Annotated in this window: 22 protein-coding genes; 14 read left to right on the top strand and 8 right to left on the bottom strand. The window is 52.7% G+C overall.

The annotated features are described in order from the left end of the window. Positions 1 to 42: 42 nt before the first annotated feature. Both QM016_RS02485 and QM016_RS02480 read left to right on the top strand, forming a co-directional pair. Positions 43 to 1,800, top strand: coding sequence for an ABC transporter ATP-binding protein (locus QM016_RS02485; RefSeq protein ID WP_349237898.1), 1,758 nt, complete (start codon positions 43 to 45; stop codon positions 1,798 to 1,800). Further along, positions 1,793 to 3,655, top strand: coding sequence for an ABC transporter ATP-binding protein (locus tag QM016_RS02480; RefSeq protein WP_282710059.1), 1,863 nt, complete (start codon positions 1,793 to 1,795; stop codon positions 3,653 to 3,655). Before QM016_RS02485 ends, QM016_RS02480 begins: the two co-directional genes overlap by 8 nt. A 181-nt stretch (positions 3,656 to 3,836) precedes the next feature. Here QM016_RS02480 and gpmA read toward each other — a convergent pair whose 3' ends face one another. Beyond that, a complete protein-coding gene (gpmA, locus tag QM016_RS02475) occupies positions 3,837 to 4,601 on the bottom strand; it encodes a 2,3-diphosphoglycerate-dependent phosphoglycerate mutase (RefSeq protein ID WP_282710058.1) in 765 nt (254 codons plus the stop codon). A 174-nt stretch (positions 4,602 to 4,775) separates the two neighbouring features. Here gpmA and QM016_RS02470 point away from each other — a divergent pair, with 174 nt between their 5' ends. From QM016_RS02470 to QM016_RS02455, 4 genes are all read left to right on the top strand, one after another. Beyond that, a complete protein-coding gene (locus tag QM016_RS02470) occupies positions 4,776 to 4,997 on the top strand; it encodes a FeoB-associated Cys-rich membrane protein (protein WP_016476712.1) in 222 nt (73 codons plus the stop codon). 104 nt (positions 4,998 to 5,101) lie between these two features. After that, complete coding sequence (locus QM016_RS02465; protein ID WP_016476713.1) at positions 5,102 to 6,415, top strand: glutamine synthetase family protein; 1,314 nt, start codon at positions 5,102 to 5,104, stop codon at positions 6,413 to 6,415. A gap of 51 nt (positions 6,416 to 6,466) precedes the next feature. After that, positions 6,467 to 7,141: a winged helix family transcriptional regulator gene (locus tag QM016_RS02460; RefSeq protein ID WP_282710057.1), complete on the top strand. Its 675-nt coding sequence runs from the start codon at positions 6,467 to 6,469 to the stop codon at positions 7,139 to 7,141. Between the two features lie 173 nt (positions 7,142 to 7,314). Then, entirely contained in the window at positions 7,315 to 8,922 is a 1,608-nt protein-coding gene (locus QM016_RS02455) for a trypsin-like peptidase domain-containing protein (protein ID WP_282710056.1), read from the top strand. A gap of 50 nt (positions 8,923 to 8,972) precedes the next feature. Here the strand turns inward: QM016_RS02455 and QM016_RS02450 are convergent, their stop codons facing one another. Next, positions 8,973 to 9,140, bottom strand: a complete 168-nt coding sequence (locus QM016_RS02450) for a peptide-methionine (S)-S-oxide reductase (RefSeq protein WP_282711443.1) — start codon at positions 9,138 to 9,140, stop codon at positions 8,973 to 8,975. 298 nt (positions 9,141 to 9,438) lie between these two features. Further along, the gene (locus QM016_RS02445) at positions 9,439 to 10,437 is read right to left on the bottom strand and encodes a DUF5692 family protein (RefSeq protein WP_282710055.1); all 999 of its coding nucleotides are present in this window, start codon (positions 10,435 to 10,437) and stop codon (positions 9,439 to 9,441) included. Between the two features lie 298 nt (positions 10,438 to 10,735). On the opposite strand from QM016_RS02445, the gene QM016_RS02440 reads away from it, so the two are divergent. Then, positions 10,736 to 11,059, top strand: coding sequence for a glutaredoxin (locus tag QM016_RS02440; protein ID WP_016476717.1), 324 nt, complete (start codon positions 10,736 to 10,738; stop codon positions 11,057 to 11,059). A gap of 49 nt (positions 11,060 to 11,108) precedes the next feature. Here the strand turns inward: QM016_RS02440 and QM016_RS02435 are convergent, their stop codons facing one another. Continuing rightward, positions 11,109 to 12,527, bottom strand: coding sequence for a lipopolysaccharide biosynthesis protein (locus QM016_RS02435; RefSeq protein ID WP_282710054.1), 1,419 nt, complete (start codon positions 12,525 to 12,527; stop codon positions 11,109 to 11,111). Between the two features lie 229 nt (positions 12,528 to 12,756). Between QM016_RS02435 and QM016_RS02430 the strand changes: the two genes are divergently transcribed. From QM016_RS02430 to QM016_RS02415, 4 genes are all read left to right on the top strand, one after another. Then, on the top strand, positions 12,757 to 15,669 hold the full coding sequence (locus QM016_RS02430) for a phosphoenolpyruvate carboxylase (RefSeq protein WP_282710053.1): 2,913 nt from the start codon (positions 12,757 to 12,759) through the stop codon (positions 15,667 to 15,669). Positions 15,670 to 15,804: 135 nt separating this feature from the next. After that, positions 15,805 to 16,059 carry a FeoA family protein gene (locus QM016_RS02425; RefSeq protein ID WP_016476720.1) on the top strand — a complete coding sequence of 85 codons (255 nt, stop codon included), beginning with the start codon at positions 15,805 to 15,807 and terminating at the stop codon, positions 16,057 to 16,059. A 61-nt stretch (positions 16,060 to 16,120) separates the two neighbouring features. Further along, positions 16,121 to 16,351, top strand: coding sequence for a ferrous iron transport protein A (locus QM016_RS02420; RefSeq protein WP_003150399.1), 231 nt, complete (start codon positions 16,121 to 16,123; stop codon positions 16,349 to 16,351). 11 nt (positions 16,352 to 16,362) lie between these two features. Continuing rightward, positions 16,363 to 19,023: a ferrous iron transporter B gene (locus QM016_RS02415; protein WP_282710052.1), complete on the top strand. Its 2,661-nt coding sequence runs from the start codon at positions 16,363 to 16,365 to the stop codon at positions 19,021 to 19,023. A gap of 106 nt (positions 19,024 to 19,129) precedes the next feature. Here QM016_RS02415 and QM016_RS02410 read toward each other — a convergent pair whose 3' ends face one another. The 4 genes from QM016_RS02410 to QM016_RS02395 form a co-directional block, all read right to left on the bottom strand. Then, complete coding sequence (locus QM016_RS02410) at positions 19,130 to 19,402, bottom strand: hypothetical protein (RefSeq protein ID WP_282710051.1); 273 nt, start codon at positions 19,400 to 19,402, stop codon at positions 19,130 to 19,132. Between the two features lie 566 nt (positions 19,403 to 19,968). Then, a complete protein-coding gene (locus QM016_RS02405) occupies positions 19,969 to 21,189 on the bottom strand; it encodes a cation diffusion facilitator family transporter (protein ID WP_282710050.1) in 1,221 nt (406 codons plus the stop codon). A 10-nt stretch (positions 21,190 to 21,199) separates the two neighbouring features. Then, positions 21,200 to 21,691, bottom strand: coding sequence for a MarR family transcriptional regulator (locus QM016_RS02400; RefSeq protein ID WP_349237887.1), 492 nt, complete (start codon positions 21,689 to 21,691; stop codon positions 21,200 to 21,202). A gap of 13 nt (positions 21,692 to 21,704) precedes the next feature. Further along, positions 21,705 to 22,268, bottom strand: coding sequence for a glutathione peroxidase (locus QM016_RS02395; RefSeq protein ID WP_282710048.1), 564 nt, complete (start codon positions 22,266 to 22,268; stop codon positions 21,705 to 21,707). A 278-nt stretch (positions 22,269 to 22,546) separates the two neighbouring features. On the opposite strand from QM016_RS02395, the gene QM016_RS02390 reads away from it, so the two are divergent. The 3 genes from QM016_RS02390 to QM016_RS02380 all read left to right on the top strand — a co-directional run bounded on the left by QM016_RS02390 (position 22,547) and on the right by QM016_RS02380 (position 26,170). Next, positions 22,547 to 22,852: a DUF1490 family protein gene (locus tag QM016_RS02390; RefSeq protein ID WP_016476725.1), complete on the top strand. Its 306-nt coding sequence runs from the start codon at positions 22,547 to 22,549 to the stop codon at positions 22,850 to 22,852. Between the two features lie 3 nt (positions 22,853 to 22,855). After that, on the top strand, positions 22,856 to 24,970 hold the full coding sequence (locus tag QM016_RS02385) for a heavy metal translocating P-type ATPase (protein ID WP_282710047.1): 2,115 nt from the start codon (positions 22,856 to 22,858) through the stop codon (positions 24,968 to 24,970). A 498-nt stretch (positions 24,971 to 25,468) separates the two neighbouring features. Next, on the top strand, positions 25,469 to 26,170 hold the full coding sequence (locus tag QM016_RS02380) for a DUF3793 family protein (protein ID WP_282710046.1): 702 nt from the start codon (positions 25,469 to 25,471) through the stop codon (positions 26,168 to 26,170). Positions 26,171 to 26,192 lie beyond the last annotated feature (22 nt).

The following is a 26,192-nucleotide window of genomic DNA, read 5'->3' as shown; positions in this document are numbered from 1 at the left end:
AATGTCGTTGCGGCTTCTGGAAACGCTACGGCGCTTTCCGACATCAAAGTGCTCGTTTCACATCTGGGCGCGTATCGCAGCGACTTTATCAAGTCAGGACTCTGCGTGTTTGCGGAGTCCGTGCTGGAGATTTTCATTCCATTTTTGATGGCGCGTATCGTTGATGACGGTATCATGCGGGCCAATTTGCAAACGGTGCTGGTAAACGGTATTGCCATGGTTGCTTTCGCGCTTCTCGCCATGGGAGCAGGCATTGGTTACGCGCGCTTCTCGGCTCGTGCCGCCATGGGGCTTGGTGCGCGCCTTCGTGAGGATGAGTTTGCCCGCATGCAAGGCTTCGCTTTTGCAAACCTTGACCGGTTCGATACGTCTTCTCTGGTGACTCGTCTGACCTCCGATATTACGGTTATTCAAAACGCTGTCGCTATGGGTACGCGTCCGTTTATGCGCGGACCTATCATGCTGGTCATGGGCGTCCTTTTGGCGTTTTTAATGAGCCCTGAGCTGGCTTTCGTTTACTTTACTGTCCTGCCTTTTCTGGCGCTTTGCCTCGTCTTTATTGTGACCCGCGTGAGTCCGCTCTACCAGGCGCTCCAAGGCTCCATGGATAAAATCAACGAGGCGCTTCAGGAGGACTTCGCCGCTATCCGCGCGATTAAGGCGTATGTGCGCGAAGGCTTTGTGTCTGATCGATTTGCCGCTGTTAACGGCGCTTACGCTCAAACGGCAACGCGCACATTTGGTACATCGGTTATGAATGTTCCGGCATTTCAGACGGCCATGTATGTGGCAAACGTTGCCATCCTGCTTTTTGGCGGTCAGATGATTATGGCAGGTACGCTTGGCGTTGGAGAGCTTACTGGTTTCATGAGCTATGTCCTGCTTATTATGAACTCGCTCATGATGATTTCCGGCATTTTTCTACTTACCGCTCGCGCCATTACCAGCGTGCATCGTATTGGCGAGATACTTTTAGAGGTACCTGTCATTCAGTCGCCACAAGACGGTTTGACTGAGGTTTCAGATGGCGCAGTTGCGTTTAGAGACGTTTCTTTCAAGTACAGCCTTGATGCTGAAGAAGACGTTCTCGAAGACGTTACGCTTTCTTTTGCAGCCGGGTCTACCGTTGGAATCCTTGGCGGAACCGGTTCGGGCAAGACTACGCTGGTACAGTTGATTGCGCGCCTCTACGACGCGACGACGGGCGTGGTTGAGGTTGGCGGCCATGATGTCCGCGCCTATGATCTGGCTGCTCTCCGTGATGCTGTGGCCGTGGTGCTCCAGAAAAACGTTCTGTTCTCAGGAACCGTTCGTGACAATCTGCAGTGGGGTGATTCTCAGGCAACTGACGAAGAGCTGCTTGAAGCTTGTAGAATTGCCTGTGTGGATGAGTTTCTCGATCGTATTGGCGGCCTTGATGGTGATTTGGGTCAAGGTGGCGTGAACGTTTCCGGTGGTCAAAAGCAGCGCCTGTGTATTGCACGAGCGCTTTTGAAACACCCCAAGATTATTGTTTGTGACGACTCAACAAGCGCCGTTGACATGGCGACTGACGCCAAAATCAGAAGCGGTCTCGCGCGTCTTAAGGGGACGACGAAGATCATTATCGCTCAGCGCGTGAACTCCGTTATGGAGGCGGACCAGATTGTCGTTCTCGATAACGGTCGCGTTCATATGACAGGAACGCATGAGGAACTTCTCGCCGCAAGCCCTATCTACAGGGAGTTGTACGAGTCGCAGCTGCACAGCTCTGATGCGCAGGAGACTGCTGCGGTGAAGGGGGAGGTGCGCCATGGCTAACCGCGGAGGTTCAACTGCTCAGGGAGGCGGAGTCGCAGCTTCTCGCGGAGCGGTTGCCCGTCCTCAAGATGTCGGCCACACGCTGCGCCGCTTTATAACGTATCTTGACCATGCGAAGAAACGCCTGCTTCTGGTGGCGTTTCTTGTGACCGTGAGCGGCCTTGCCGCGCTTCTCGGTACCTATATGATCAAACCGGTCGTCACCGCGGTAGGAACAGGCGATGTTTCCGGCTTTACGCATCTGGTGATTTTTACGGCGGTCGTCTATCTGCTGGGCTCTCTTGCCAGCGTAGGCTATACGCAGGTTATGGTTCGAGCAGCCCAGACAATCGTATTTGACATTCGCCGCGACCTTTTTGAGCATATTCTGACCTTGCCCCTGAAATTCTTTGATGGACAGACTCGCGGCGACATCATGAGTTACTTTACCAACGATGTCGACACTATTTCCGAGGCGCTCAATAACAGCTTTGCCAATCTCGTTTTGGCATCTATCCAGATGGTTGGCACGCTTGTCCTGCTGTTTGTTTTGAATTGGCGCCTCACTATCATTACCGTGGCCTTTGACGTGCTGATTGCTTGGTATGCGCGCTATTCAAGCGGACGTTCGGCAGCGTATTATGCCAGGCAGCAAACATCGCTCGCGGCGCTTAACGGGTACTCTGAAGAAAGCATCTCGGGGCTGAAAGTGGTAAAGGTATTCAATCACGAGGCTGAAAATCTCAAGAAATTCCAGAAGCGTAATGAAGAGCTTCGAGCTGCTGGCACCAGCGCCCAGATGTATGTGGCAACTATGGTTCCCATTACAGTGTCATTGACGTACATCAATTATGCCGTGGTTACCGTTGTGGGCGCTGTTCTTGCCGTCAATGGTTACGCCGATGTGGCAAGCCTCGCCTCGTATCTGGTCTTTGTTCGACAAGCCGCTATGCCTTTCAACCAGTTCACGCAGCTTGGCAACTTTCTCATGACGGCGCTTGCCGGCGCGGAGCGTATCTTTGGCGTTATGGAACTCTCGTCCGAGGTAGATGATGGTAGCGTTACCTTGGTTCGTACAAGCGGCTACGATACGGGTGATGAGCGATGGGCATGGCGAAGGCCCGATGGCGAGAAGATCCCGCTTGCCGGAGACGTTCGTTTTGACCATGTGACCTTTGGTTACGACGAGGGCCAGACGGTTCTTGCCAATCTTTCGCTTTTTGCGAAGCCGGGTCAGAAAATCGCGTTTGTCGGCTCTACCGGCGCCGGCAAGACAACGATTACCAACCTAATCAACCGTTTCTATGATGTGCGTAGCGGTGCCATCACCTATGACGGTATTCCCGTAAATGACATCAAAAAGGCGGCGCTGCGGTCCTCACTTGGCATCGTGCTCCAGGATACGCACCTGTTTACCGGCACCATTGCGGACAATATTCGCTTTGGCAAGCTCGACGCCAGCGATGATGAGGTAGTGGCTGCCGCTAAGATAGCCAACGCTGATAAGTTCATTCGCCGTATGCCCAAGGGGTACCAGACTATGCTTACCTCTGACGGCGCCAATCTTTCTCAAGGCCAGCGCCAGCTTTTAGCTATTGCTCGTGCGGCTATCGCTGACCCGCCGGTCCTCATACTGGACGAGGCAACATCTAGTATTGATACTCGCACTGAGGCGCTGATTGAGCGTGGCATGGACGCTCTTATGGCAGGACGTACCGTCTTTGTAATTGCGCATCGCCTGTCCACCGTGCGCAACGCTGACGCCATCATGGTGCTTGAGCACGGGTGCATCATTGAGCGCGGCACTCACGAGGAACTTCTCGCCCAACACGGCGAATACTACCAACTCTATACCGGTTCCCGCGAGCTGGAGTAAAGGCAGAGTAAGGGCAACTTGCGCTTGGCAGTTTGCGCTTGCTCGCTTGCTTGCAAAACCTGCTAAGAAAGGGCTCACGGGTGGCGAGTTGCGTCAAAACGTACAAGATGCACAAAACGCAAAAACGGAGTCGCATCAAACGATACGACTCCGTTGCAATCTTACATGCCGAGAAGAACAACTACTTTTTAACTTTTCCCTGGTTAGCTACGGCGTTAATTTTAGCTTCGATGGTTGCCGGATCGCCGATATAGTGCTTGTCGACTACGTTCCAGTCTTTGTCGAAGGTGTACGCGCAAGGAATGCCGGTAGGGATGTTGACCTCAAGAATTTGCTCAGGAGTAAGATGCTCAAACTGCATCACAAGAGCGCGCAGGCTGTTGCCGTGGGCAGCAATGAGGACACGCTTGCCAGCTTCCATCTGGGGTTTAATCTCAGACTCAAAATACGGCCATGCGCGAGCGATAGTGTCTTTCAGGCACTCGGTGTAAGGCAGATCTTCTTTGGGAACCTCGCGGAACATTTCCTGTACGTGGGGGTCGCGCTCATCGCCGGGCTCAAGCGCCGGGGGCTGGACGTCAAAGGAGCGGCGCCAAATCTTAACTTGATCTTCGCCGTGCTCAGCGGCAGCGTCAGCCTTGTTGAGGCCCTGGAGCGCGCCGTAGTGACGCTCGTTCAAACGCCAGGTCTTGTGAACGGGTAGCCAATTGCGGTCGAGCTCGTCAAGGACATGATTGAGCGTGTGGATTGCGCGCTTCAGAAGGGAGGTATAGCAAACGTCAAAGTCGTAGCCGGCCTCATGGAGAGCCTTGCCGCCTGCGATTGCCTCCTCGTGGCCGGTCTCAGTAAGATCAACATCGGTCCAGCCGGTAAAGAGATTGAGCTTGTTCCACTCAGATTCGCCGTGGCGCACAATAACAAGGTGCATGTACTCGTCTTTTGCCATGAAGGTGTCCCTTCTCTAGAAATCTGCGCGACGCCAGCCGCGCCGCCGCTCACCGAATTATGTGTGAGCGACTCTTTACAGGTATTAGTATGCCTCACTTGGGTATAGTTTGCTCCAGTTAACATCAAAATCATGTGTGGTATTTTTTTGCCGCGCAAATGAAAGGTCTTGGTTATGCACGTGATTGACATTGTAGTTGTGCTTGTGGTTGTAGCTGCAGTTGCTTTTTGTATCCGCTCGCTGGTCAAAGGTTTCAAAGGAGGGAAGTGCTCCGGCTGTGCTTCGTCAAAGAGCTGCTCTGCTCATGAAACCGGAGACGGACACTGTGGTGTTGCCGAAAAGATGATTGCAGACGCGGACGCGGCCATATCCGCGCATGATGGAGTTTCAGCATAGTCGAGGCCGGCTTTAGCGTAGTGTCCCAAAAAGACGAAACAGTCACGAAACATTTTTGTGAGAATGTATAGGTGTCGCATTGTGCAGCTGTCTCGGAGGAACTTATGACTGACGATAAGAAAATTGACTATATACTACGCACGGTCGAAGAGCGCGACATTCGCTACTTGCGCCTTTGCTTTACGGATGTGCAGGGGAATCTGAAGGCGCTGTCGATTTCGCCGGAGGAGCTTGAAGAGGCTTTTGTTGAGGGCATTGGCTTTGACGGTTCCGCTGTCGAGGGCTTCGCGTCCCATGAACAGTCTGATCTTTTGGCGTTTCCCGATGTAGCAACGTTTCAAGTCCTGCCCTGGGAAAACGATGGCGAAACAGTCGCCAATGTGTTTTGCGATATTCAAACGCCGTCGCGCGAACCTTTTGAGGGAGACCCGCGCCGTGTGCTTGAGCGCGCGTTTATGAAGGCTGACGAAAAGGGCTATGCCATGAACGTTGGTCCTAAGCTCGAGTATTTTTATTTTACCGACAGCGTGCACCCAACCCCTATCGATCATGCGGGCTATCTTGACCTCGCCTCGGCGGACTTATCGCATGATTTGCGCTACGCCACAGCGCGAGCGCTTGAAGCCATGTCCGTTCCGGTGCAGTATTCCTTCCATGCGGCCGGCCCGTCGCAAAATGGCGTGGAGCTGCGTTATTCCGAAGCCGTGAGCTGCGCTGACAGTATCATGACCGCACGTTTGGTCATCCGTCACATTGCAACGCTTCACGGCGTCTTTGCAACCTTTATGCCCAAGCCCCTGCAGGGTGTGCCGGGGTCCGCGATGTTTTTGTATGAGTCGCTCCTTGACCACAAAGGCGAAAATCTGTTCTGGGCTCCTAAATCAAGTCATCCGGCGCATCTGTCGCCGTTGGCGCAGCACTATGTTGCCGGCCTTCTGAAATACGCGCCGGAATTCATGTTGATTACCAATCCGACGGTCAACTCGTACAAGCGCTTTGATCGCGAGGCTATTCCACATTACACAACGTGGGGCTGCAAGAATCGGGCGGCTTTGGTTCGCATTCCTGCGCATAAGCCGGGCAAGCATATTGCCACGCGCGCGGAGCTTCTCAATCCCGATCCCTGTGCAAACCCGTATCTCGCGCTTGCAGCGACGTTGATGGCGGGGTTGAAGGGCATTGAGGACGAACTCCCGCTTCCTCCTGAATATGAGGGAGGGAATCCCGCCGATTTTGGCGAGCCTCTGCCAGCAACGCTGGGAGAAGCCCTTGTTCGCTTCAAAGAGTCCGAGCTCATGCGTAAGACGTTGGGTGATCACATCTTTGGCTATTTGTGTGAGCGCAAGGAGCAGGAATGGCGCGAGAGCTGCATTGCCGTGACCGATTGGGATCGTATGAAGTATTACGCGGGCGTCTGAGCGCTGCATTTGTGCTACGCTAGCTAAACGTACGCTTCCGAGGAGAGTTTCATGCACCATAAGAACATCCTGCTCATTTCAGCTACCGCGCGTCTGCATGAGCGCATGCGTGAGCTTACGCGTGTGATTGATGTTTCTGTCGCCCTTGCTACTGAAGCGACGTTTTCGCAGGTACCGATATCAGGACGCACCTTTGACCTTGTTATCATTGACGAGAAGGGCCTATCGTCCGAGTTTGCTACTGCCGTTGATGCGTTCTGTACGCAAAACAGCTCCATTCCACGGCTGTTTGTTTGTGATTTGGAGGCGCTTGTCAGTTTTACTCCTCCATCTCAGGGACACAATGATTTCATTGTCGCGACGGCGGGTCTTCCGGAACTCAGCTTGCGCTGTTCGTTGCTGCTTTGGCCGGGGGCCGAAAGTACTTCTCGTGATTTGGTGATTGTAGACAATATCAAAATCAACCTTGCAACGTATCAGGTCTATATTGACGATGCTCCGGTTGATTTAACGTATATGGAGTATTTGTTGCTTTCGTTTTTGGCAAGTCACCCATCGCGCGCGTATTCTCGAGAAGTGCTTTTGCAGCGCGTGTGGGGGTTTGAATATTGCGGTGGCACTCGCACCGTTGACGTGCATGTTCGTCGTGTTCGCTCCAAGATTGGCCCACAGGCGGCGGGTCATATCGAAACAGTGCGCGGCGTCGGTTACCTATTCCGCGTGTAACGCGCGCGCATGGAAATGAAATCCTTTTGTAGAATAGTATGCGCATAAAGCGTATGCGTATAACATGTATGCGTATGAGTATGAGGTATGCGCACGAGAAACGATGGCTGATAGTCCTGTCATGTGGTGACAGCCTATCGGTTTGTTCGATAAGAACGTAAGGGAGATGTATCATGGACAGCCACGAAAACGGCATGTCAGAGATACCCGGCGCCGTTGTGTCGCCTTCAGAGACGTCACCTCAAGCAGAGCAAACGCTTGAGATGTCGCATGTGCAGGCGCAAGGGCAACCAGAAGAGCCAACGCTAGCACCGAAGCCAACGCCAGAGAAACGCGGCGGGGGCGGGATGGCGCTTCGTTTTCTGGTAAGTGTGCTGGGAGGCGGCATTGGCGCGGCGCTCATTGTGGGCATCCTTTTTGCGGCAGGTGTCTTTGGTCAATCCGGACAGGTGGTCAACCGGTCTACCAATGTAACAGTGAGTGGTTCAAATCAGCCCGTACAGGATGTGACCATCAACGCCAGTCGGCAAAATGCAGACGTAAGCGAAGCTGTCGCATCCAAGGCTCTCCCTTCGGTTGTGTCGGTATATGTCACCTATAAAGACGGAAAGCAAGGATCAGGCTCAGGTGTCATCTTTGATAAAGACGGAAATATCGTTACCAATTATCACGTTATAGAAAATTGCGAAAAAGTAACGGTATCGATGGGAAACACGGAGTACGACGCGACTGTTGTGGGATATGACGCCTCTTCTGACCTGGCGGTTCTCCACGCGGACTTCAAGGGAACTTCAATCGTTCCCATTGAGATAGGCGATTCCTCTAAGCTTGTTCCCGGCAGTTGGGTGATGAGCGTTGGAAGTCCGTTTGGACTGGAGCATTCCGTTTCCGCCGGCATCGTATCAGCGCTTTCCCGCGGGGACCTTATGCAAACCGAGAGCGGCGAGATTGCCGTGTATGCAAACCTCATTCAGGTGGACGCGGCTATCAATCCGGGGAACTCCGGCGGAGCGCTCGTTGACTCCAACGGTAAGCTGGTGGGAATTTGCACGCTCTTCTCGTCAGATACCAAGTCGTTTGCCGGCATAGGCTTTGCTATTCCGGGAAATTACGCGGTGGATATCGCGAGGCAGATTATTTCCGGTAAGCAGGTGACCCATGCGTATCTGGGTCTGTCGATGCAGACGGTAAACGAGCGAAACGCCAAGTCAAACGACCTGGACATCGATTATGGCGCCTATGTTGCCGATTCAGATCCCACAGGGCCAGCGACAAAAGCGGGAATTAAAAACGGCGATATCATCGTCTCCATTAATGGTAAGAAAATTTCGTCCTCTGATGAGGTCCTGGTGGAAGTGCGTTCTCATTCGATTGGCGATGTCGTTACAGTTGATGTTATTCGAGACGGCGAGAGCAAGACGTTCAAGGTAACTCTTGGCTCTGATGAGGCTTTGAGTAGCCTGAAGAAGAAGGGTGAAGATAACACTCCGAATAGTCTTAAACAGAAAAATCAGGATCAAGACGATCAGGAAGGCGAAGAAGGCGAGGAAGGCGAAGGCGACGTTGAGGGTGATACTGAGGACGACTCTGAATCACCAAATGATTCTCGCGAGAATACCAATAAGATTGATCCGGTCAACGAGCTTATTGATCACCTTTTGGGCGTTGACGGATCTGATTGGATTTATAAGGACAAGTTCGACCAACTCACTATTTTTGAAAAGATTGTAACTTCTTTTTACAGGATGCTCTCGGGACTGGTTTCGCTGTTTGTCAACTAGCGCCAGATGCCTCTGAGCGCTTGTGAACAATTTGAGAAGGCGAGTAAGAGCTACTCCTCAGAAGTGAGCGGTTTGCCTGCCGCATTGACATCAATGTGACAGTAACCTCCTGGGTTCTTCTTGAGGTAGCTTTGATGGTAGTCCTCAGCAAGGATGTAATTGCGCAGGGGATCAACCTCAACGGCTACCTTACGTTTGAGGTGTTGCTCCTGCGCGATGATGACGCAATCCTATATTCTTCTCAAAGAGTCGCGTGAGCTATAGAAGAAGATTCCAGATTTAGGCATGAGTTGTGATATGAAAACTCCTAAAAAAGGCATCAGTTGTGATAAATCCCCTAAAAATGCCATGAGTTGTGAAGTATTTTTATCACAACTGTGGTACTTTTTTGGAATTGCGAGCTTGGAATTACGAGCTTGGAATTGCGAGCAGAACCGTGAAATATGAACCGTCATTTGCCCGTTGGATTACGGTAGCAAACGTTATGTAGCGGTTATGCGACTTTGCTCGTGGCGGCTAGTCAATTTCGCCCGGAGCGACGCGAGCCAGCGCCTGATCGTAATCGCGGGTGCTGCGGAAGACATCGTGCGTGTAGGGATTGATGTCTTGCATCTTGGAGCGATAGATGATGTAGCCGAGCGCCAAAACGTTTGCCACCAAAGCGATGACTGAGACAATGACGTTGGTGTTGTAGTTCAGCACGGAGTGCGTGACAAACACGCTGTTCTCCTGAAAAGCAGGGAAGACCTGCGCGAACATACACCAGATAGCAAGCGTATTAGCGCGGTTTTGAATCCACGCGCCCTTATTCCAAATCGCGTTAGCAACGGTCGGGGCAAGCAAGAGCGCGAAGCCGCAGAAGAACGCGTGGTGCGGCAGGCAGTTATAGGTGTAGCAGAAGTTCCAGATGTCGTAGGCGATGATGAAGACCCACGTCATGTCGGGCCAAAGCATATCGTGTCCGTCCTTGGAGGAATAGACGTTCCACCAGGCGGTCATGCAAAAGATGTTCAAAAGTCCCGCGATGCCGTTAAATACGTTGTTCCAGCCGGCGACCTGCGTGGCTCCCTCGGAGGTAACCCATGTCTGCTCACCAAGCGCAAAGAAGTGATACGCGCTCTCGAAGTCTGAGACAACGGCAATCAAGATATTGATAGCGACAATGACAAAGGGAAATGCCTTAAACCAATGCGCTTTACCCAGTGCGCCCCAGTGATACTTGATAACCATGAAGCCCAAACAACCTGCAAGGGCTGCGTATACCTTGGCATAGTGAAACCAGCTGTTTTGATAGATGTTCGTAGGGTTATTGATAGCCCATTCCTGGCCGTTTGCAACGCCTACGGCAATTGCGACGCAGTAGATGGTCATGGCAACGGGCAAGACAACGAACATAAAGATGCCGCCGGCTTTTGAGCGTCGCGCGATTTCATTTGTGACGATAAGAGCCACAAAGACAGCAATCCAACCAAGCCACTGAAAAGCGGCATGATCGCCATAGACGTTGAATAACATATTCTCTCCTTCGAATACCTCATCAAATACATTTTGCAAAGTGCAAGGGGTAAGGTGCACATTGCACAGGGCGTTTCTGCGAAACGACTTTTCTGATGTATTCCAAGTATAGCTATTTGAATTGATACGTGGCGAATCATCGGTGATGCGGCGGCATTTTCCGGTGAACGCAAGCATCGGCCGCTGAGGGCGGGCTGAGATGCAAGACGGCGCTGAAAGGCTTGCTGTGAAGCGGGTATACGAGGGATAGTTTGACCATTGCAGCGCATGCGCTGTCTGACAGAAAGTGAGCTATATCATGGCTACAGCCAATCTTGAACTCTTCTTTAAGCCATCCTGTCCGTATTGCCATAAGGTTCTGTCTTTTATGGACGCCAACAACATCAAGTTGCCCCTGCATGATATTGAAGCTGATGAGGCGTCTCGTGAGCGTCTTATCAACGAGGGAGGTAAGCGTCAGGTTCCCTGTCTTTTTATCGACGGTACGGCGCTTTATGAGTCCAATGACATCATTGAGTATCTGAAAAAGACGTTCGGCGCTAGCAGCACGGGCGAGGGCGAGAAGGACAGCAGCACTTCGACCGGCGGCTCATGCACCATCGGTGGCGGCTGTTCTTTCTAAAACGAAAAAGGTTGTAAGAAATTCAGGCTCGGCACTCAGGTGTTCGAGCCTATTCATTTCTATACCGGCGCCGAAGACTGATATAGTCGCTGACCAGCAATAAAAAGAGGATTGCCATAGTGGTAAAGCTGCCGATGACAGCGCCGTTAAGTCCGTCGAATCCAACCATCATATATATGACGGGAATTGCGATAATAAACGAAATAACGTAGATACGCGTCACGTCGCGTTGAGCCCGGAGAATTGTAATAATCTGATAGAGATAATCGATGCCCGCGCAAAGCCCGCCGGTAACTACCATGACGCGGGCAAGATTTCGATACTGCTCAAAATCGGTGCCGTACAAAAAGGTATTAAGAGGGATGCCGATAAGGTCAACAAAAAGAACAGTAGCCGCGGTAATGAGGACGATGACGCCAAGCATAGCAAGCACTACCAGTCCAAACCGATGTTTGGAATCGGGATCTTCCCATATATTGGCAAGCCTTACCAGCTGCGGACGGTATATCAAAATCGATGCCATTAAAATCATATGAGCAGGGAAGTAGAGCGCGTTGAAATAAAGCTGATTGTCGTAGGAGAGCGTTCCCTCCATAGCGAACTTTGGTATTGAATCAATAAGGTTGTACAAAAAGAGTCCCAAAAAGAGGGGCCAGCATTGGACAAAGATTTTCTTAACGCCTTGTATGGTTAAAGGTGCGCTCTTCTCTGTTTCCAGAAGCGCAAGCGGAATGGTTACCGCAACAAGGGTCAGCATTGCGATGATGCCCATTGCCCATGAGGCCCAGGTGAGATTTCTCGTTATCAAGAGCGTGAGGGAAAAGATGATACCTCCCAGGATGCACCGAAGAGCCTGTGAAATGCCAGCCAGATACAGTTTGTCTTTTTGCTGAAGTCTTCCTTCGTATACGTCAGCCATGCCATCGGCAAATCGAAATACAAAGACGCCTGTACATAGTGAAAACATAGGCTCGCCGTAGCCGCGAAACAGGCACCACATACCTCCGAGCGCCAGCATCGCAAGGCAGGACAAAAGGCGCTGTGCCTGGTAATCGGAGAAGGACAGCATCTCGTCAAGGTCAGAGACCTGGAAGGTGCGTACGCCGTACTGCGCCACAAAAAGCAGGAGCATGCCTATGACAAAAGCCATAGAAAAGAGTCCCGCCTGCTCAACGCCGACGAGTTGCGAACAGACAACGGCAAGCAAGGGGAAAAGCGCCCCCCACGAACTTTGCCCTACGATGTTGGCGAGGTAGTCTCGTTTGGTTTGATGAGCGAGGTATTGCGCGCTCTGTTTGGCAAGTCCGCCGGAAAAAATCGAAGAGATTACACGGTCCCACCACTGCCCAACGAGTGATGTGAACGCGTTTGAGGTATCTTTGCCAGAAGTATCAGTGGCAGCGCGATCTGAGTAGCGAGGGGTGCGATATCTGGGTGCTTCGGTTTTCTGAGGTGTACGGCCAAACATAAACGAGCGAAGGTCCTTTCGGGTGGAGTGCCTGCTGCGGATAAGAAGCGTATGGATTACACGTTCTTCTTACCCGTGTTCTCTCTTGATTGTACGGCACGATGTACATCTGATTACGAATGACGCAATTTTGTGTAAAAGTCGCCACAAACGAGTAGGGTATAGAGAGAAGTACGGTATAGAGAGAATATTGATAACGCGTGTTCGGATTTGAAGGGAACTCCTTGCAATGTCTGACAGTGGTAGAGATACGATTCGCTCCGGCAGAGAAGAGGCGCGTGCTGTTCGCCAGGATCTTGATGAGATTCGAGGCGCTGTGCATCGCGGTGACTATGGTATAGAGCGTCGCGACGCTGAGATTGCGGCGGCCCGCACAGTCATTGACGCGGTGAACGCTCCGGCTGAGCTGCGTGATAATCTGGCGCTTTTTTTGCGCCTGGTGCGCAAGGTGCTGTCTGAGTATGATGTCGAACTTCGTGTGAGCTTTGATACGCTGCTGATAAACGCCATTGCCGCCGGCCCCGATGATACGGCGGCGCGCCTTGAAGAGATGCGTGTGAGTGGAAAAGGGTCGCCGGCGGGCTTTGTGGCTTCCATTGCGGCGGCTATCGACTCCGCTCGGACGGCTGACGCGGAGAAAAAGTCGCTCAACTCGTTTTTGCAGTTTGCTTCAAAGATTGATGATCTTTCGGTCGGAAAATCCACCCTTTTGATGCGGGCGTTTGTAACCTACTTCCACCTCGCTAACCTCTGCGAGGAAAACTACCGCGTACAGAGTCTGCGCGCCCGTGAGGCATCGGTGTCCACTACGTCGGTCGATGATCCCATCAATGATATTACCGTGGCATACCGCCAGCTCATTGATGAATGCGGTGAAGAAGTCGCTCGAAAGCGCCTTGAGCGCCTGGAGTTCCATCCTGTCTTTACCGCCCATCCTACGGAAGCGCGCCGAAAAACCATCGAGAAGCGTATCCGCACTATCTCCGAGCTGTTGGATGAGCGCTCCGATTTGGGCGGCATCGCGCGTCTTGAGAACGAGCGCCGCATGCTTGAGGAGATTGACGCGCTGTTCCGCACGTCTCCGATTGCCCACAAAAAACCAACGCCTCTCGAAGAAGCCGATACCATTTTGAACATCTTTGATGCAACGCTCTTTGAGATGGTGCCCAGCGTGTATCGTCGCTTTGACGATTGGGAACTCGGAGAGCTTGCCGGTACAGTGCCTCCCGTCTGTCCGCCGTTTTTCCACCCGGGCAGCTGGATTGGTTCTGATAGGGATGGAAATCCTAACGTGACCGCGCAGGTTTCTCGCAAAGTTGCCGAGAAGTACCGTGTGCACGTGCTGGACGCCCTTGCCCGAGCGACGCATGAAATTTCTCGCTCTTTGACGCTTGATGGCATTTCAACGCCGCCTTCAGACGAGCTTGCGCAGCTGTGGAGTCATCAGACCGAAATGAGTGAGTCACTGTCATCTCACGCGTTTGACAAGGCGGGGTCCGAGCTGCATCGCGCCACGATGCGCGTCATTTCCGACCGTCTGAACGCTACTATCAAACGCAATTCCGATCTCATGTATCAAAACGCGGACGAGTACATTGCTGATCTGCGCATTGTTCAGGATTCTCTGGCTCAGGCCGGTGCTGTCCGCGCCGCGTACGGCCCCATGCAAAAGCTTATCTGGCAAGCGCAAACCTTTGGGTTCCACCTTGTTGAGATGGAATTCCGTCAGCATTCACTGGTGCACAAGCGCGCTCTTGAGGATATTCTCAAGCACGGCCGAGCGGGAGAGAAGGGCGAGCTTGACCATATGACGCACGAGGTGATGGACACCTTCCGTGCCATCGGCTCTATCCAACGCAAGAACGGCGTCAACGCGGCGCGGCGCTATATCATTTCTTTCACGAGAACGGCTGAGGATATAGAAAACGTCTACAAATTGGCGCGCCTCTCGTTTTCGCATGAGGAAGACGCTCCCGTGCTTGACGTCATTCCTTTATTTGAGCAGCTTGAGGACCTTGAAAACGCTGTAACGACAATGGAAAAGGTTATCCAGCTGCCAGACGTGCAGCGCCGTCTTGCGCAGACGCATCGCCGGCTCGAAGTGATGCTGGGGTATTCCGACTCTTCCAAGGAAGCCGGTCCTACCTCAGCTACGTTGGTACTTCATGCTACGCAGGCAGCCCTTGCGCAATGGGCCGAGAAGCACGATATCGACCTCGTTTTGATGCACGGGCGTGGCGGCGCTGTCGGACGCGGAGGAGGACCTGCGAACCGCGCCGTCCTGTCCCAGCCAAAGGGTTCGGTGAACTGTCGCTTTAAGCTTACCGAGCAGGGAGAGGTTATTTTTGCTCGCTATGGAGATCCGACACTGGCTCGCCGCCATGTGGAGTCGGTCGCCGGCGCCACGCTTTTACAGTCGGCTCCATCTGTGGAGCGACGTATCACCGAAACGACGGATAAATATACTGACCTTGCGATTGAGCTTGACCGCACCTCTCAGGAACGATTCCATAGTCTTTTGGACGCCGAAGGTTTTGCCGAGTGGTTTTCCGCGGTGACTCCGCTGACGGAGATTGGTCTTCTTCCCATCGGATCACGACCTGCCAAGCGCGGTCTTGGCGCGAAGTCGCTAGAAGATCTCCGCGCGATTCCGTGGATTTTTTCTTGGTCGCAGGCGCGCATCAATCTGGCTGCCTGGTATGGTTTGGGCACCGCGTGCGAGGCGGTGGGAGATTTGGGCCGCTTGCGTTCGGCATATAAGGAATGGCCACTGTTTACAACGTTTATCGACAACATAGAGATGTCGCTTTCAAAAGTTGATACGCGCATAGCTCGACTGTATCTCTCGCTGGACAATCGCGATGATCTTGCGGAAATGGTGCTCTCGGAAATGGCTTTGACCCGCAAATGGGTGCTGGCCATTACGGGTAATAAATGGCCGCTCGAGAACCGTCGCGTGCTTGGTCCGGTTATCCGTTTGCGCCTTCCCTTTGTGAACGTGCTTTCTGTCACGCAGGTACACGCCTTGTCTGAACTGCGCATTCGCAAGGAGACGCTGACGCCGGAAGAGCGCGAACGCTTCCTCTATCTCATTCTCTGCACGGTGTCCGGCGTAGCTGCGGGCTTGCAAAATACCGGCTGATATGCAGCAAAGATGAAGTTGGCTAACTTTTTGATAATTAAAGTTGAATTTGTATAACTTATGCGCCTATACTAACTCTGATAAAAGTTCATTATGGCGAACTTAGTGAGCTTGCTGTTACATGTTGGGAGAGGTATGGCCGTAGAACATACAGACACTCAAGGGACGTCTCAGCTTCCGCTGGCAATGCTTGGCGAGGGCGAGACTGCCCGTATCGTGCAGGTTAAAGGAGCGTCTGAGCTGCGCCAGCATCTGGCAACTTTGGGATTTGTCGAGGGAGCTGAGGTGACGGTCGCTTCACGCGTCAATGGAGACGTGATTGTGAGCGTTAAAGGCGCTCGCTTAGGTCTCAATCGTCAAATGTCCAGTCACATCATGGTGACTCTTTAATCGTTGTATAACGCTGCATTTTGCGGCTTGATGTGCCAGAAAGCTGGCAAAAGGAGGAAACATGTCCACTCTGAAGGAAGTGAAGGTGGGGCAGAGTTGCACTGTTGCCAAATTGACTGGCACCGGTGCGGTAAAGCGCCGCATCATGGATATGGGCCTTACCAAAGGAACTGAGGTTCATGTAAAAAAGGTTGCCCCGCTCGGTGACCCTATTGAGCTCACCGTTCGCGGCTATGAGCTCTCCATCCGCAAGGATGAAGCGGCAAGTATCGAAGTCACCGATGTTCACTAGAGGAGTAGCGGATGTCCGATAAAACCATCATCGGTCTCGCAGGTAACCCAAACTGCGGTAAGACCACTTTGTTTAACGAGCTTACTGGCTCAAACGGATACGTCGGCAACTGGCCGGGCGTTACCGTTGAAAAGAAGCAGGCGACATGGCGCGCCGATAAAAACGTCACCTTTGTCGATTTGCCTGGCATTTACTCGTTGTCACCGTACTCTCCTGAAGAAACGGTTTCGCGAGACTACATCGTAAACGAGCGCCCCGACGCCATCATCAACCTGCTTGACGTTACCAACCTCGAGCGCAACCTCTATCTGACGACGCAGGTTCTTGAGGCGGGTCGTCCGGTAGTTGTCGGTCTGAACATGATCGACCTGCTCAAGGAGCGCGGCGACGTCATTGATACGGCAGTGTTGTCCGAGAAGCTCGGCGTACCTGTTGTCGAGGTTTCAGCGCTGCGCAACACAAACGTTACGGAACTCATTAAGACCGCAGTTGAGGCTGGCAAGAAGGGTGTGCCTTCGCAGGGTCCCAAGTGCTTCTCGCCAGAGGTGGAAAAGGCGCTCGAAAAGATTGCCGACCTTATCGCCGACGCCGCTCCCGCCGCGCTTTCTCGCTGGTACTCCATTAAGGTCTTTGAGCGCGACGCGTCTGCCATTGCTCCTCTCGGTCTTTCTGCCGAGAAGGACGCCCAGCTTGAAGACATTATTTCTGCTGTCGAGAAGTCTCGCGATGATGACGCGGAGTCGATTATTACGTCTGACCGCTACGAGTGGATCGCAACGGTCATGGCGGCGGCCGTTAAGAAGGCTCCCAAGAAGCTGACGCGTTCCGAGAAGATCGACCGCATCGTTACCAATCGTATCCTGGGTCTTCCTATCTTTATCGCGGTTATGACGCTCGTATATTTCCTGGCCATTTCAACGGTGGGCACCGCCGCGACCGACTGGGTGAACGATAACCTGTTCGGTGAAGGCTTCCATGTGTTTGGCATTGGTGATGCTGAATATAACGAGGCCAAAGAAGAATTTGATGAGCACCACTACGGAGATACCATCGACGCCTACTTTGATGCCGCTGAAGAGGCTGGCATTGATGTTGAGGCCGCTAAAGCTGCGGTTGAGGCAAAGGAATGGGACTCTGAGGACCTCGCGAATTTCATTGAGGAAGCCTCCAAGCAAAATGTCATTGCGACAACCACGCCACTGCATGATGAGGACGGCAACCTGATTGATACCGATGATAATCCGGTCAGACTGGATGCTGATGGTCAGCCGATTCTTGCTGAAGGTCAGGTGCTCAAGACAGCCGGCGGCGTAACCGCTGATGGCTTTAAGACTGCTATCGAGGGCGCGGCCACTGAACCCGAGGCTTCCGATTACGGCGTCTGGTCACCAAGTATTCCTGACGTGGTGAAGGATGCTCTTGAGGGAGCAGGTGCAAGTCCTGCTGTTGTCAGCCTGGTCGTTGACGGTATCATTGGCGGCGTTGGTGCCGTTCTTGGCTTCATTCCGCAGATGCTCGTCTTCTTCATCTTGCTGTCCTTCCTTGAGGACTGCGGCTACATGAGCCGTGTGGCCTTCGTTATGGACCGTGTGTTCCGTCGCTTTGGTCTGTCCGGCAAGTCCTTCATTCCGCTTCTGATTTCTTCTGGCTGTGGCGTTCCCGGCGTTCTTTCTACGCGTACTATTGAAAACGAGAAGGACCGTCGTATGACCGCCATGCTTACCACGATGATTCCGTGCTCTGCTAAGCAGCCGATCATCGCCTTAGTCATGGGCGTTCTTATCGGTGGCTCCAGCGACTGGTGGATTGCCCCCATGTTCTACTTCATGGGCGTTGCCGCTATTATCATTTCGGCGATTATGCTGAAGAAGACGAAGCCCTTTGCCGGCGAGCCCGCTCCGTTCGTCATGGAGCTGCCGGACTACCACATGCCGTCCATCAGATCGTGGGCCATGCACGTGTGGGAGCGCATCTCCGCTTACATCGTAAAAGCGGGTACGATTATCTTTGCCGCAGCTGTCGGTATCTGGGCTCTTTCCAACTTCGGCTGGGCTACCTGGGACGGTGGCAATGGCGCCTTCGGGTTCCTTCCCGGCTTTGACGGCGCTCCTGACGCTGTTATGGACTACTCGCTGCTTGCGGCTGTTGGCGGCTTCCTGAGCGTTATTTTCGCACCGCTTGGTTTTGCAAACTGGCAAGCCACCGCGGCGTCTATCTCCGCGCTTATCGCGAAGGAGAACCTTGTTTCCACCTTTGGCGTTCTGTACGGTCTGGGTGAAGCTTCGGAGAAGTCCGTTACCATGTGGACCGGCTTCGGCAGCATGTTTACCGATCCCAACGGCGTTCTCCACGTCGGCGCTATGTGCGCGTTTGTGGCGTTCAATATGCTTGACGCTCCGTGCTTCGCTGCAATCGGTACTATCCGTCGTCAGATGGACAGCCCCAAGTGGTTCTGGTTTGCCATTGGCTATCAGTGCATCTTTGCCTGGGTCGTCGGCTTGATTATCAATCAGCTTTGGGAGCTCTTCGTCCTCGGTACGTTTGGCGTGTGGACCGTGGTCGCGTTGATCTTCCTAGCGGCCATTCTCTTCCAGCTCTTCCGTCCGGTTCCCAAGTGGGATAAGAAAGACGACAAGATTCTCTCCAGCCTGAACGTTGCTTCTGCGAAGTAAAGGCTAAAGGCGGGAATCGCGTCTGGGCGTCCTAGGGTATTTGGAGTACCCGGGCTGCTCACGGCGTTCAGGTCACCTACGGTACCCGTGTCTAGGGGATAGGGGATCAACGAGGATTTTCAAACAGGCTGCAGGCATTTAGTGTGCTTGCAGTCTGTTTTACAAGTAAGCTTACTTTTTCTCTCGCTTCCTGTTGTTTTCTCATGCTTTTTCGTGCGCGTTTATCGAGGCTTTGGCTGTATTTCCGATACGCTGGTTGTATCTTCACAGTTCCGCTCACATTTCCAAAAAAGTGCCACAGTTGTGATAAAAATACTTCACAACTCATGGCATTTTTAGGGGATTTATCACAACTGATGCCTTTTTTAGGAGTTTTCATATCACAACTCATGCCTAAATCTGGAATCTTCTGTCGCAGCTTATGTATCTCTTTGAAAGGAATATGGAATTCAGAAGGGCTGCCAAGCAAAGCAGCAGGATTGAGTGGAGTAATACAAGTAAGCCATATCTAACTTTGGAGATTTTGTGAAGGAATAGCGAGAAGTGCCTTCTGACTAGAAAGTATCATCAGGTTAACTTATTCTTACACCACGGAACGGATTACTTCCTTTCCGGGAGACGATTTCCCTAATCGTTCTCTTCTTTGGTTCCACATGCCTGAGATGGTAGACCCTCTCCCTACTTTCTAGGCAAAGAACACGAGCCGCTGACTCTGGGTGTCGGCGGCTCGCCCCTTTTTACAGCGATTTTAGAAGATGTTGTGAAAGAGAGGGAGATATTGGGGAGAGTGTCGCGGCAGGTGCGCACGCTATAGGCGACTGCAAATGTGTTCGCAGCCGCAAGTGTATCCGCGACCGCAAACGTACCCACAACGCAAACGCACTCGCAGCGCAAGTGTACCTGCGGCCGCAAGCGTGCTCGCGCTGCAAACGGTGTGCTGCCGGCTTACTTCCGGTATGGATCGGCATCCAACTCGCAGGACATGGAAGCAAGATCGCTGGTATCGCGGTCGATTTTAATGTTGAGCGAGAAATCCGGGTACTTCTCGCTAATGTCGCTCATGATATGGTGCATAAGTGCTTCGGAGTCAATGCCAAAGACAACGACCATATCGAACGCCATGTATTTTTCGTCCATGTTGGCCGTGAATCCGTGGACCTGAATGACGCCGTCATGCTGCATGGCAATTTTGGTGACTTCCGTGCGCATTTCGATGACAGCGTTGTCCTGCGTGTTGCGCGCGTAGATGCCGATTGCGGCCATGATAATCTGGCCGTCCGTCTGGTCATAGATTTCATTGGTCAGACGGCGTGTCATGGTGTCAATCTCGCTTGCCGTCATTTGGTCGGAAATCTCGGTGTGAAATGAGCCAACATAGCGGTCGGGTCCGTAGCTGTGCAGGATGAGGTCGTATACTCCTTCAGCTTCGGGATCATTCGCGACAATTTCGGCAACGCGGATGGAAAGCTCGGAGTCCGAGCGCATGCCGATAATCTCTTTCATGGCGTCTCTGAGCATCTCAATGGCAGCCTTGATGATGAAGCCTGCAATCACGACGCCAACGTACGCTTCCAAGCTGATGCTCGTGAACGTGAAAATCAACGCGGCGGCGAGGACTGACGTGGAAATCACAGCGTCGAACAGGGCATCGGAGCCTGAAGCAATGAGCGTGTCGGAGCGGACTTGCCGGCCCTTAGCCTGCACAAAGCGCCCGAGAAGAATTTTTACGACAACCGCCACGGCAATGATGACTAATGAGGTGGTGGAGTAGGCGGGCGTTTCAGGGTTCACAATCCCTTTAATAGACTCTATCAGCGAAGAGATGCCCGCGTACATGATGATTGCGGCGATAACGGTCGTGGTGATGTATTCGATGCGCCCGTGGCCAAACGGATGCTCACGGTCAGCTTCGCGGTTGGAAAGCTTGGTGCCCGCAATCGTGATGATGGACGAGATGGCATCGGACAGGTTGTTGACAGCGTCAAGCACTACCGCGATGGAATTTGAAAGCAGCCCGACCGCGGCTTTGAACGCGGCAAGCGCCACATTTACTGCGATGCCGATAATGCTGGTGCGAACAATGACCTTCTCGCGATTTCGCACATGGACGCGGCCTGCCGCGGAGTTTGTTCCGGGATGATTTGAGGTATGTGAGGTATCGCTCATGACGCCTTCTTTACTCGCGGCTGTCCGCGCTCTTGAGAATATTGTCCGTTACCTTTTTGAGCAGCCTTTTCAACTCGGAGATTTCTGCTGGCGATAAGTGCACGCAGCTCCCCATTTCTTGCGGAACGACAGTCATTTTGTGCTTGAGGGAGACTCCCTCTTGCGTAAGTGAGACAACCAGCCGACGACCGTCTACTTTGCTCTTCTCGCGAACCAGATACTTCTTGTCTTCAAGCTTACGAAGCAGGGGAGTTAAGGTTCCCGAGTCAAGCATGAGGCGCTCGCCAAGCTCGCTAACGCCGACGGTTTTTGTCTCCCACAAAACCATCATAGTGATGTATTGCGTGTAGGTGAGGTCAAACGGCGCCAGAAATGGTGTGTAGCGCCTCACCACCTCTTTAGCTGTCGCGTAGAGCGGAAAGCACAGTTGATTGTCGAGAAGCAGCATGTCCTCGAGGGACATACTGCTTTCGGGCGCGTCTTGCGGGGATGTGTCATTCACGGAAAGCTCGCTCTTATTCGACATTGGTCTCAACGAGGTCCTTAACGGCGGCTTCAACCTTTTTCATGTCGACCGTCGGCTCAAAGCGCGAGACAAGATTGCCCTTTCGGTCAATCAAAAACTTGGTGAAGTTCCACATGATGTAGGCCTTGTCGCCAAATTGTTTGTTGTTCTTATCCGAGAAAGGCTTGAGCAGAAGCGCTTTGGGGCTGTGGCCGAATCCCTTAAACGGCAGCGCGGTGGCAAGGCGAGAAAAGAGTGGATCTGCTGTCTCGCCGTTGACATCAATTTTCTTGAACTGTGGAAACTCAGTCCCGAATTTCATGGTGCAGAATTGATGAATTTCATCGTCAGATTCAGGAGCCTGGCCGGCAAATTGGTTGCACGGGAAGTCGAGAATCTCAAAGCCCTTGTCGCGAAACTCAGAATAAATCTTCTCCAGGTCCTCGTACTGCGGGGTGAAACCGCAGCCGGTCGCGGTGTTGACAACAAGCAGCACCTTTCCCTTATAGGAGAAAAGAGGAACGGACGTGCCCGTGCGGTCGGTAACAGACAAATCATATATGTTGGTGCTCATGGTGATCCTTTCGTAGTGAATCTCTTGTCTCCGTTAGTGGGACAAGAGAAGTGTAGCGGTTTTCTCGCTTGTGCAAGAGATAAATTGTGCACAATTTAAATTTCCAGAATTCCAGGAGTTCAGGATTTCAGGACCCAAAATTCCAGAATCCAAAAAAGTGAAATTGAGTCTTGCATTGTGGCGAAAAACTTCGTATGTTCAAATACGCTATTTTGTTGCACTACTTCTTGTCGTGCGGTCTTGCGCGGGAAGGGAAGCATAAAGGATAAGGAGTTGCTATGAAGAAGAGAACTGGCTTTTGTATTGGCGCTGCTGGTGCGGCTCTTGCTGGCGTTGTCGCAGGTTTCGCGTCAAACGGAACGCTTCATAAGGCAGCGGTGAAGGCGACCGCCTGCGGCCTGCGTGTTTCTGATTGTGTCGCTGCGGAAACGCAAAATGTTGTCGATGAGGCTAACGACGTCGTTGCCGAAGCTCGTCGTGAGGCTAAGATTCAGGCAGCGGTTGACGCCCGCCTGGCTCAGCTGGAAGAAGGTATTCGCGAAGAGGTCATCAAGCAGATTGATACCGAAGGCGCTCAGGCATAACGCATGCGTTTTACCATTACAAATGAAATAGCCGGTCGCATCCGTATGCGGTGCGACCTTGGTTTCATTGATGAGGGAGAAGCTCGCGGTATCGCTTATGACCTTATGCGTTCGGGGCTGGTGCGGCATGCGGAAGTCCATCCCGCCAACTGCTCGTTGCTGGTGCGGTTCGACCCCGCGAAGCGCGCGGAGGTTCTGGCTTTTATAGCGGCCTTTGACCCGCTTAAACTTCCTCGCGAAGACGAAGCGGGCCTTGAAGACTTTTGCAATGCCATTGAGATGGCAAGCGAGAATAACCGCTTTCAGATGCAGCTGGTCTATGTCTTTATGCGCCGGTGGCTGTTCCGCTTCCTGCCACTTCCTTTGGTTATGCAGCGCGTTTGGGTGATGCTTCGCGCCGTTCCGTTTTTGAGAGCGGGCTGGCAGCGTCTTGTGCAGCGCGAGCTCAAGGTTGAACTTCTTGACGCGGCGGCCATTTCCGCATCCATCATGAGCGGTAATTGGGGAGAAGCAGGCCAAATCATGTTCCTGCTTAACCTGTCGGGCGTTATGGAAGATCATGTAGCCAGCCGCGCGCGTCTTGCGCTGCGCAACGGCTTGATTACCCGAGCCGATAACGTCTGGGTAGTTATTGACGGTCAGGACGTTCGCATCCCTATTGCATCCGTCACAAAAGGACAGATTCTGCATCTTAACGCGGGCAGTGTTTTGCCTGTTGATGGCAGTGTCGTGGAGGGTGAGGGCGAGCTTAACGAAGCGTCCATGACCGGAGAGTCCCGTCTTGTGCACAAGCATGAAGGTTCTACCGTTTATGCAGGTACAGCTCTTGAAGACGGTGATTTGAAGATTCGGGTTACCGCGCCTCCCGGCGTTTCTCGCATTGACGGTATCGTTGAGATGGTTGAGCAGTCGGCTCAGCTTAAAGCTGGAGCTCAGTCAAAGGCTGAACGTCTGTCTGACGCGCTGGTTCCCTATAACTTCGTGGCGTTCTTCGCTCTTCTCGCTATAACGCGCAACATCCAAAAGGCCATGACGGTGTTGATGGTCGATTATTCGTGCGCCATTAAGCTGTCGACGCCGGTTGCCGTGGGCAGCGCGATGGATGAGGCCGCCAAGTTTGGAATGACTGTCAAAGGCGGTAAATATCTCGAGAAGTTCGCCGCCGCCGATCTTATCGTTTTTGACAAAACGGGCACTCTGACCCGAGCCGTACCGCATGTTGAGGGTGTCATTAGCTTTGACGACCGCTCTAAAAACGAGCTTTTGAAGCTGGCTGCCTGTATTGAGGAGCACTTTCCGCACAGCATGGCTCGCGCGATTGTCTCCGAGGCCGAGCGCCGTGGCCTTGATCACCAAAAAGAGCTCCACGCTGAGGTCAAATATGTTGTGGCACATGGTATTCGCACGCAGGTCAACGGTAAGGAAGTCTGCATAGGCTCCTCGCACTTTCTGTTTGACGATGAGGGCGTGGTGTATCCGGACGGCGCACGTGAGCGCATTTACGCATCGGCGCCAACCGCGTCCATTATTTACGTGGCGGAAGACGGAAAGCTGGTAGGCGCAATCTGCATCAGTGACCCGCTGCGCGAAGAGGCTGCTTCGGTCATCTCGCGGCTGCGTGCATTGGGCGTCAAGCGCTTTGTGATGTTGACAGGCGATTCCGAAAATGTCGCTGCAAATGTGGCGGCGCAGCTTGGCCTTGACGAATACATTTCGCGTGTGCTTCCGGAGGACAAGCGCTCTTACGTCGAGAAGTACCGGGCGGAAGGTTATACCGTCGCTATGGTCGGCGATGGCATCAACGACTCGCCAGCGCTGGCGGCATCGGACGTGTCGCTGGCAATGTCGGACGCAAGCGATATCGCGCGAGCCGTCGCGGACATTTCCATTCGCAATGCGTCGCTTGAATCGCTGGTTGTTATGCGCCTGCTTTCGCAGCGCGTGATGCAGCGCATTCATCGTGATTATCGAGCCATTGTCGCTTTGAACACGGGATTTATTGCCGGAGGCGTGACCGGGCTTATCACTACGACAACGGCGGCGTCGCTGCATAATGAGTTGACCTTTGCGGTGACGGTGGCTAATACGCGACCCTTGTTGACAGGCGCTCTCACGTAAATGTACTTGCGTGTAGGTGCCATGCAGAGGTGAGAAGTACTTGCATGTAGGTGCACGCGAGGCGAGAAGTACTTGCATGTAGGTGCACGCGAGGCGATTCCAAAAAAGTGCATGAGTTGTGATATGAAAACTCCTAAAAAAGGCATCAGTTGTGATAAATCCCCTAAAAATGCCATGAGTTGTGAAGTATTTTTATCACAACTGTGGCACTTTTTTGGAAATGCTAATAGACTTCTTATCCGGCTCCAGTGCCGAATACCCAAAAGTTAAAAAAGACTCTAGGCAAATAGTTAGACTTGGTTTACACTTTTCATGTTAACCGAGACTAACTCGCATGGTGAGCGGTGGCTGCGGCCTGTCTTCTAATCTGTGTAGTCTTGGTTTTCGAGTCTGTTTTATCCGACCGGAACTTGGACCCCTCTCCCCAAGCAACCGGTACCTCTCGGCGATGCCAGCTCCTACCTGGCTGGCATCGCCACTTTGTGCGAAAGGAGCTTTGTGGACGTTACGCCTCTGTCAGATAGTTCTGATATGCACGCGCCATCGCATTGCGAGAAGCTCTTCTCGTCAGATTTTTGCCAAGAGTTCATAGGCGCTTTCGTGCGTTCCGCTGCCGGTGTTATTGCCGGAGTAAAACCTGCTGCCGTGTATTCATTTAAAATCACTTCCCGGTGTTCGTCATGTGTTTTGCGAGCATGCCCTGTGGCGCAGTATCGGTCGATGATGTGCGATTTTGCTTATGAAGTGGAGCTTTTTGGTATAAAAATTTTACCGATCAGTCCCGTGAGTACGAGGGTTCATTTTCTCGTATACCGAGCCGATCAGGTAGAGCGCATCATTTCAGATGTTCAGACGCAAGAGTTTTTGCGTGAGCGCGGTTTCATGCCGTCTTCCTGGCAGCGCGTCATAAGGGACTTCCGCGCGAGACTGACACGATATCACTGCGGCTTGTCACAGAAGTATCCGCATGAAATTGGGGTTATTCTCGGATATCCCCTTGAAGACGTTAAAGGTTTTATATCAGGAGGGCGCGAGACTTGCCGCGGTCCGTGGCGAGCTTACGGAAACGTGGAGGCTGCTCGCGTGCGCTTCAAAAGGCTTGCCACTGCTGAACAGGCTTTTCGCACAAGATTTTCTCAAGGAGAGTCACTTTTCGCATTACTTCAGTCTGCAGGCGATACCAATGTATCTGCTGCATAAGATGGAAATTCCCGAGCTTATG

It is taken from the genome of Lancefieldella sp. Marseille-Q7238, assembly GCF_949152215.1.
GTDB lineage: Bacteria > Actinomycetota > Coriobacteriia > Coriobacteriales > Atopobiaceae > Lancefieldella.
Note: the sequence above shows the minus strand (reverse complement) of the source record. Positions and strands in the feature narration are given on the sequence as shown.

Coding starts and splice junctions, on each gene's coding strand:
- QM016_RS02480 (WP_282710059.1), top strand. CDS start 1,793: ATGGCTAACCGCGGAGGTTCAACTGCTCAGGGAGGCGGAGTCGCAGCT.
- gpmA (WP_282710058.1), bottom strand. CDS start 4,601: ATGGCAAAAGACGAGTACATGCACCTTGTTATTGTGCGCCACGGCGAA.
- QM016_RS02470 (WP_016476712.1), top strand. CDS start 4,776: ATGCACGTGATTGACATTGTAGTTGTGCTTGTGGTTGTAGCTGCAGTT.
- QM016_RS02465 (WP_016476713.1), top strand. CDS start 5,102: ATGACTGACGATAAGAAAATTGACTATATACTACGCACGGTCGAAGAG.
- QM016_RS02460 (WP_282710057.1), top strand. CDS start 6,467: ATGCACCATAAGAACATCCTGCTCATTTCAGCTACCGCGCGTCTGCAT.
- QM016_RS02455 (WP_282710056.1), top strand. CDS start 7,315: ATGGACAGCCACGAAAACGGCATGTCAGAGATACCCGGCGCCGTTGTG.
- QM016_RS02445 (WP_282710055.1), bottom strand. CDS start 10,437: ATGTTATTCAACGTCTATGGCGATCATGCCGCTTTTCAGTGGCTTGGT.
- QM016_RS02440 (WP_016476717.1), top strand. CDS start 10,736: ATGGCTACAGCCAATCTTGAACTCTTCTTTAAGCCATCCTGTCCGTAT.
- QM016_RS02435 (WP_282710054.1), bottom strand. CDS start 12,527: ATGTTTGGCCGTACACCTCAGAAAACCGAAGCACCCAGATATCGCACC.
- QM016_RS02430 (WP_282710053.1), top strand. CDS start 12,757: ATGTCTGACAGTGGTAGAGATACGATTCGCTCCGGCAGAGAAGAGGCG.
- QM016_RS02425 (WP_016476720.1), top strand. CDS start 15,805: ATGGCCGTAGAACATACAGACACTCAAGGGACGTCTCAGCTTCCGCTG.
- QM016_RS02420 (WP_003150399.1), top strand. CDS start 16,121: ATGTCCACTCTGAAGGAAGTGAAGGTGGGGCAGAGTTGCACTGTTGCC.
- QM016_RS02415 (WP_282710052.1), top strand. CDS start 16,363: ATGTCCGATAAAACCATCATCGGTCTCGCAGGTAACCCAAACTGCGGT.
- QM016_RS02410 (WP_282710051.1), bottom strand. CDS start 19,402: ATGAAAACTCCTAAAAAAGGCATCAGTTGTGATAAATCCCCTAAAAAT.
- QM016_RS02405 (WP_282710050.1), bottom strand. CDS start 21,189: ATGAGCGATACCTCACATACCTCAAATCATCCCGGAACAAACTCCGCG.
- QM016_RS02395 (WP_282710048.1), bottom strand. CDS start 22,268: ATGAGCACCAACATATATGATTTGTCTGTTACCGACCGCACGGGCACG.
- QM016_RS02390 (WP_016476725.1), top strand. CDS start 22,547: ATGAAGAAGAGAACTGGCTTTTGTATTGGCGCTGCTGGTGCGGCTCTT.
- QM016_RS02385 (WP_282710047.1), top strand. CDS start 22,856: ATGCGTTTTACCATTACAAATGAAATAGCCGGTCGCATCCGTATGCGG.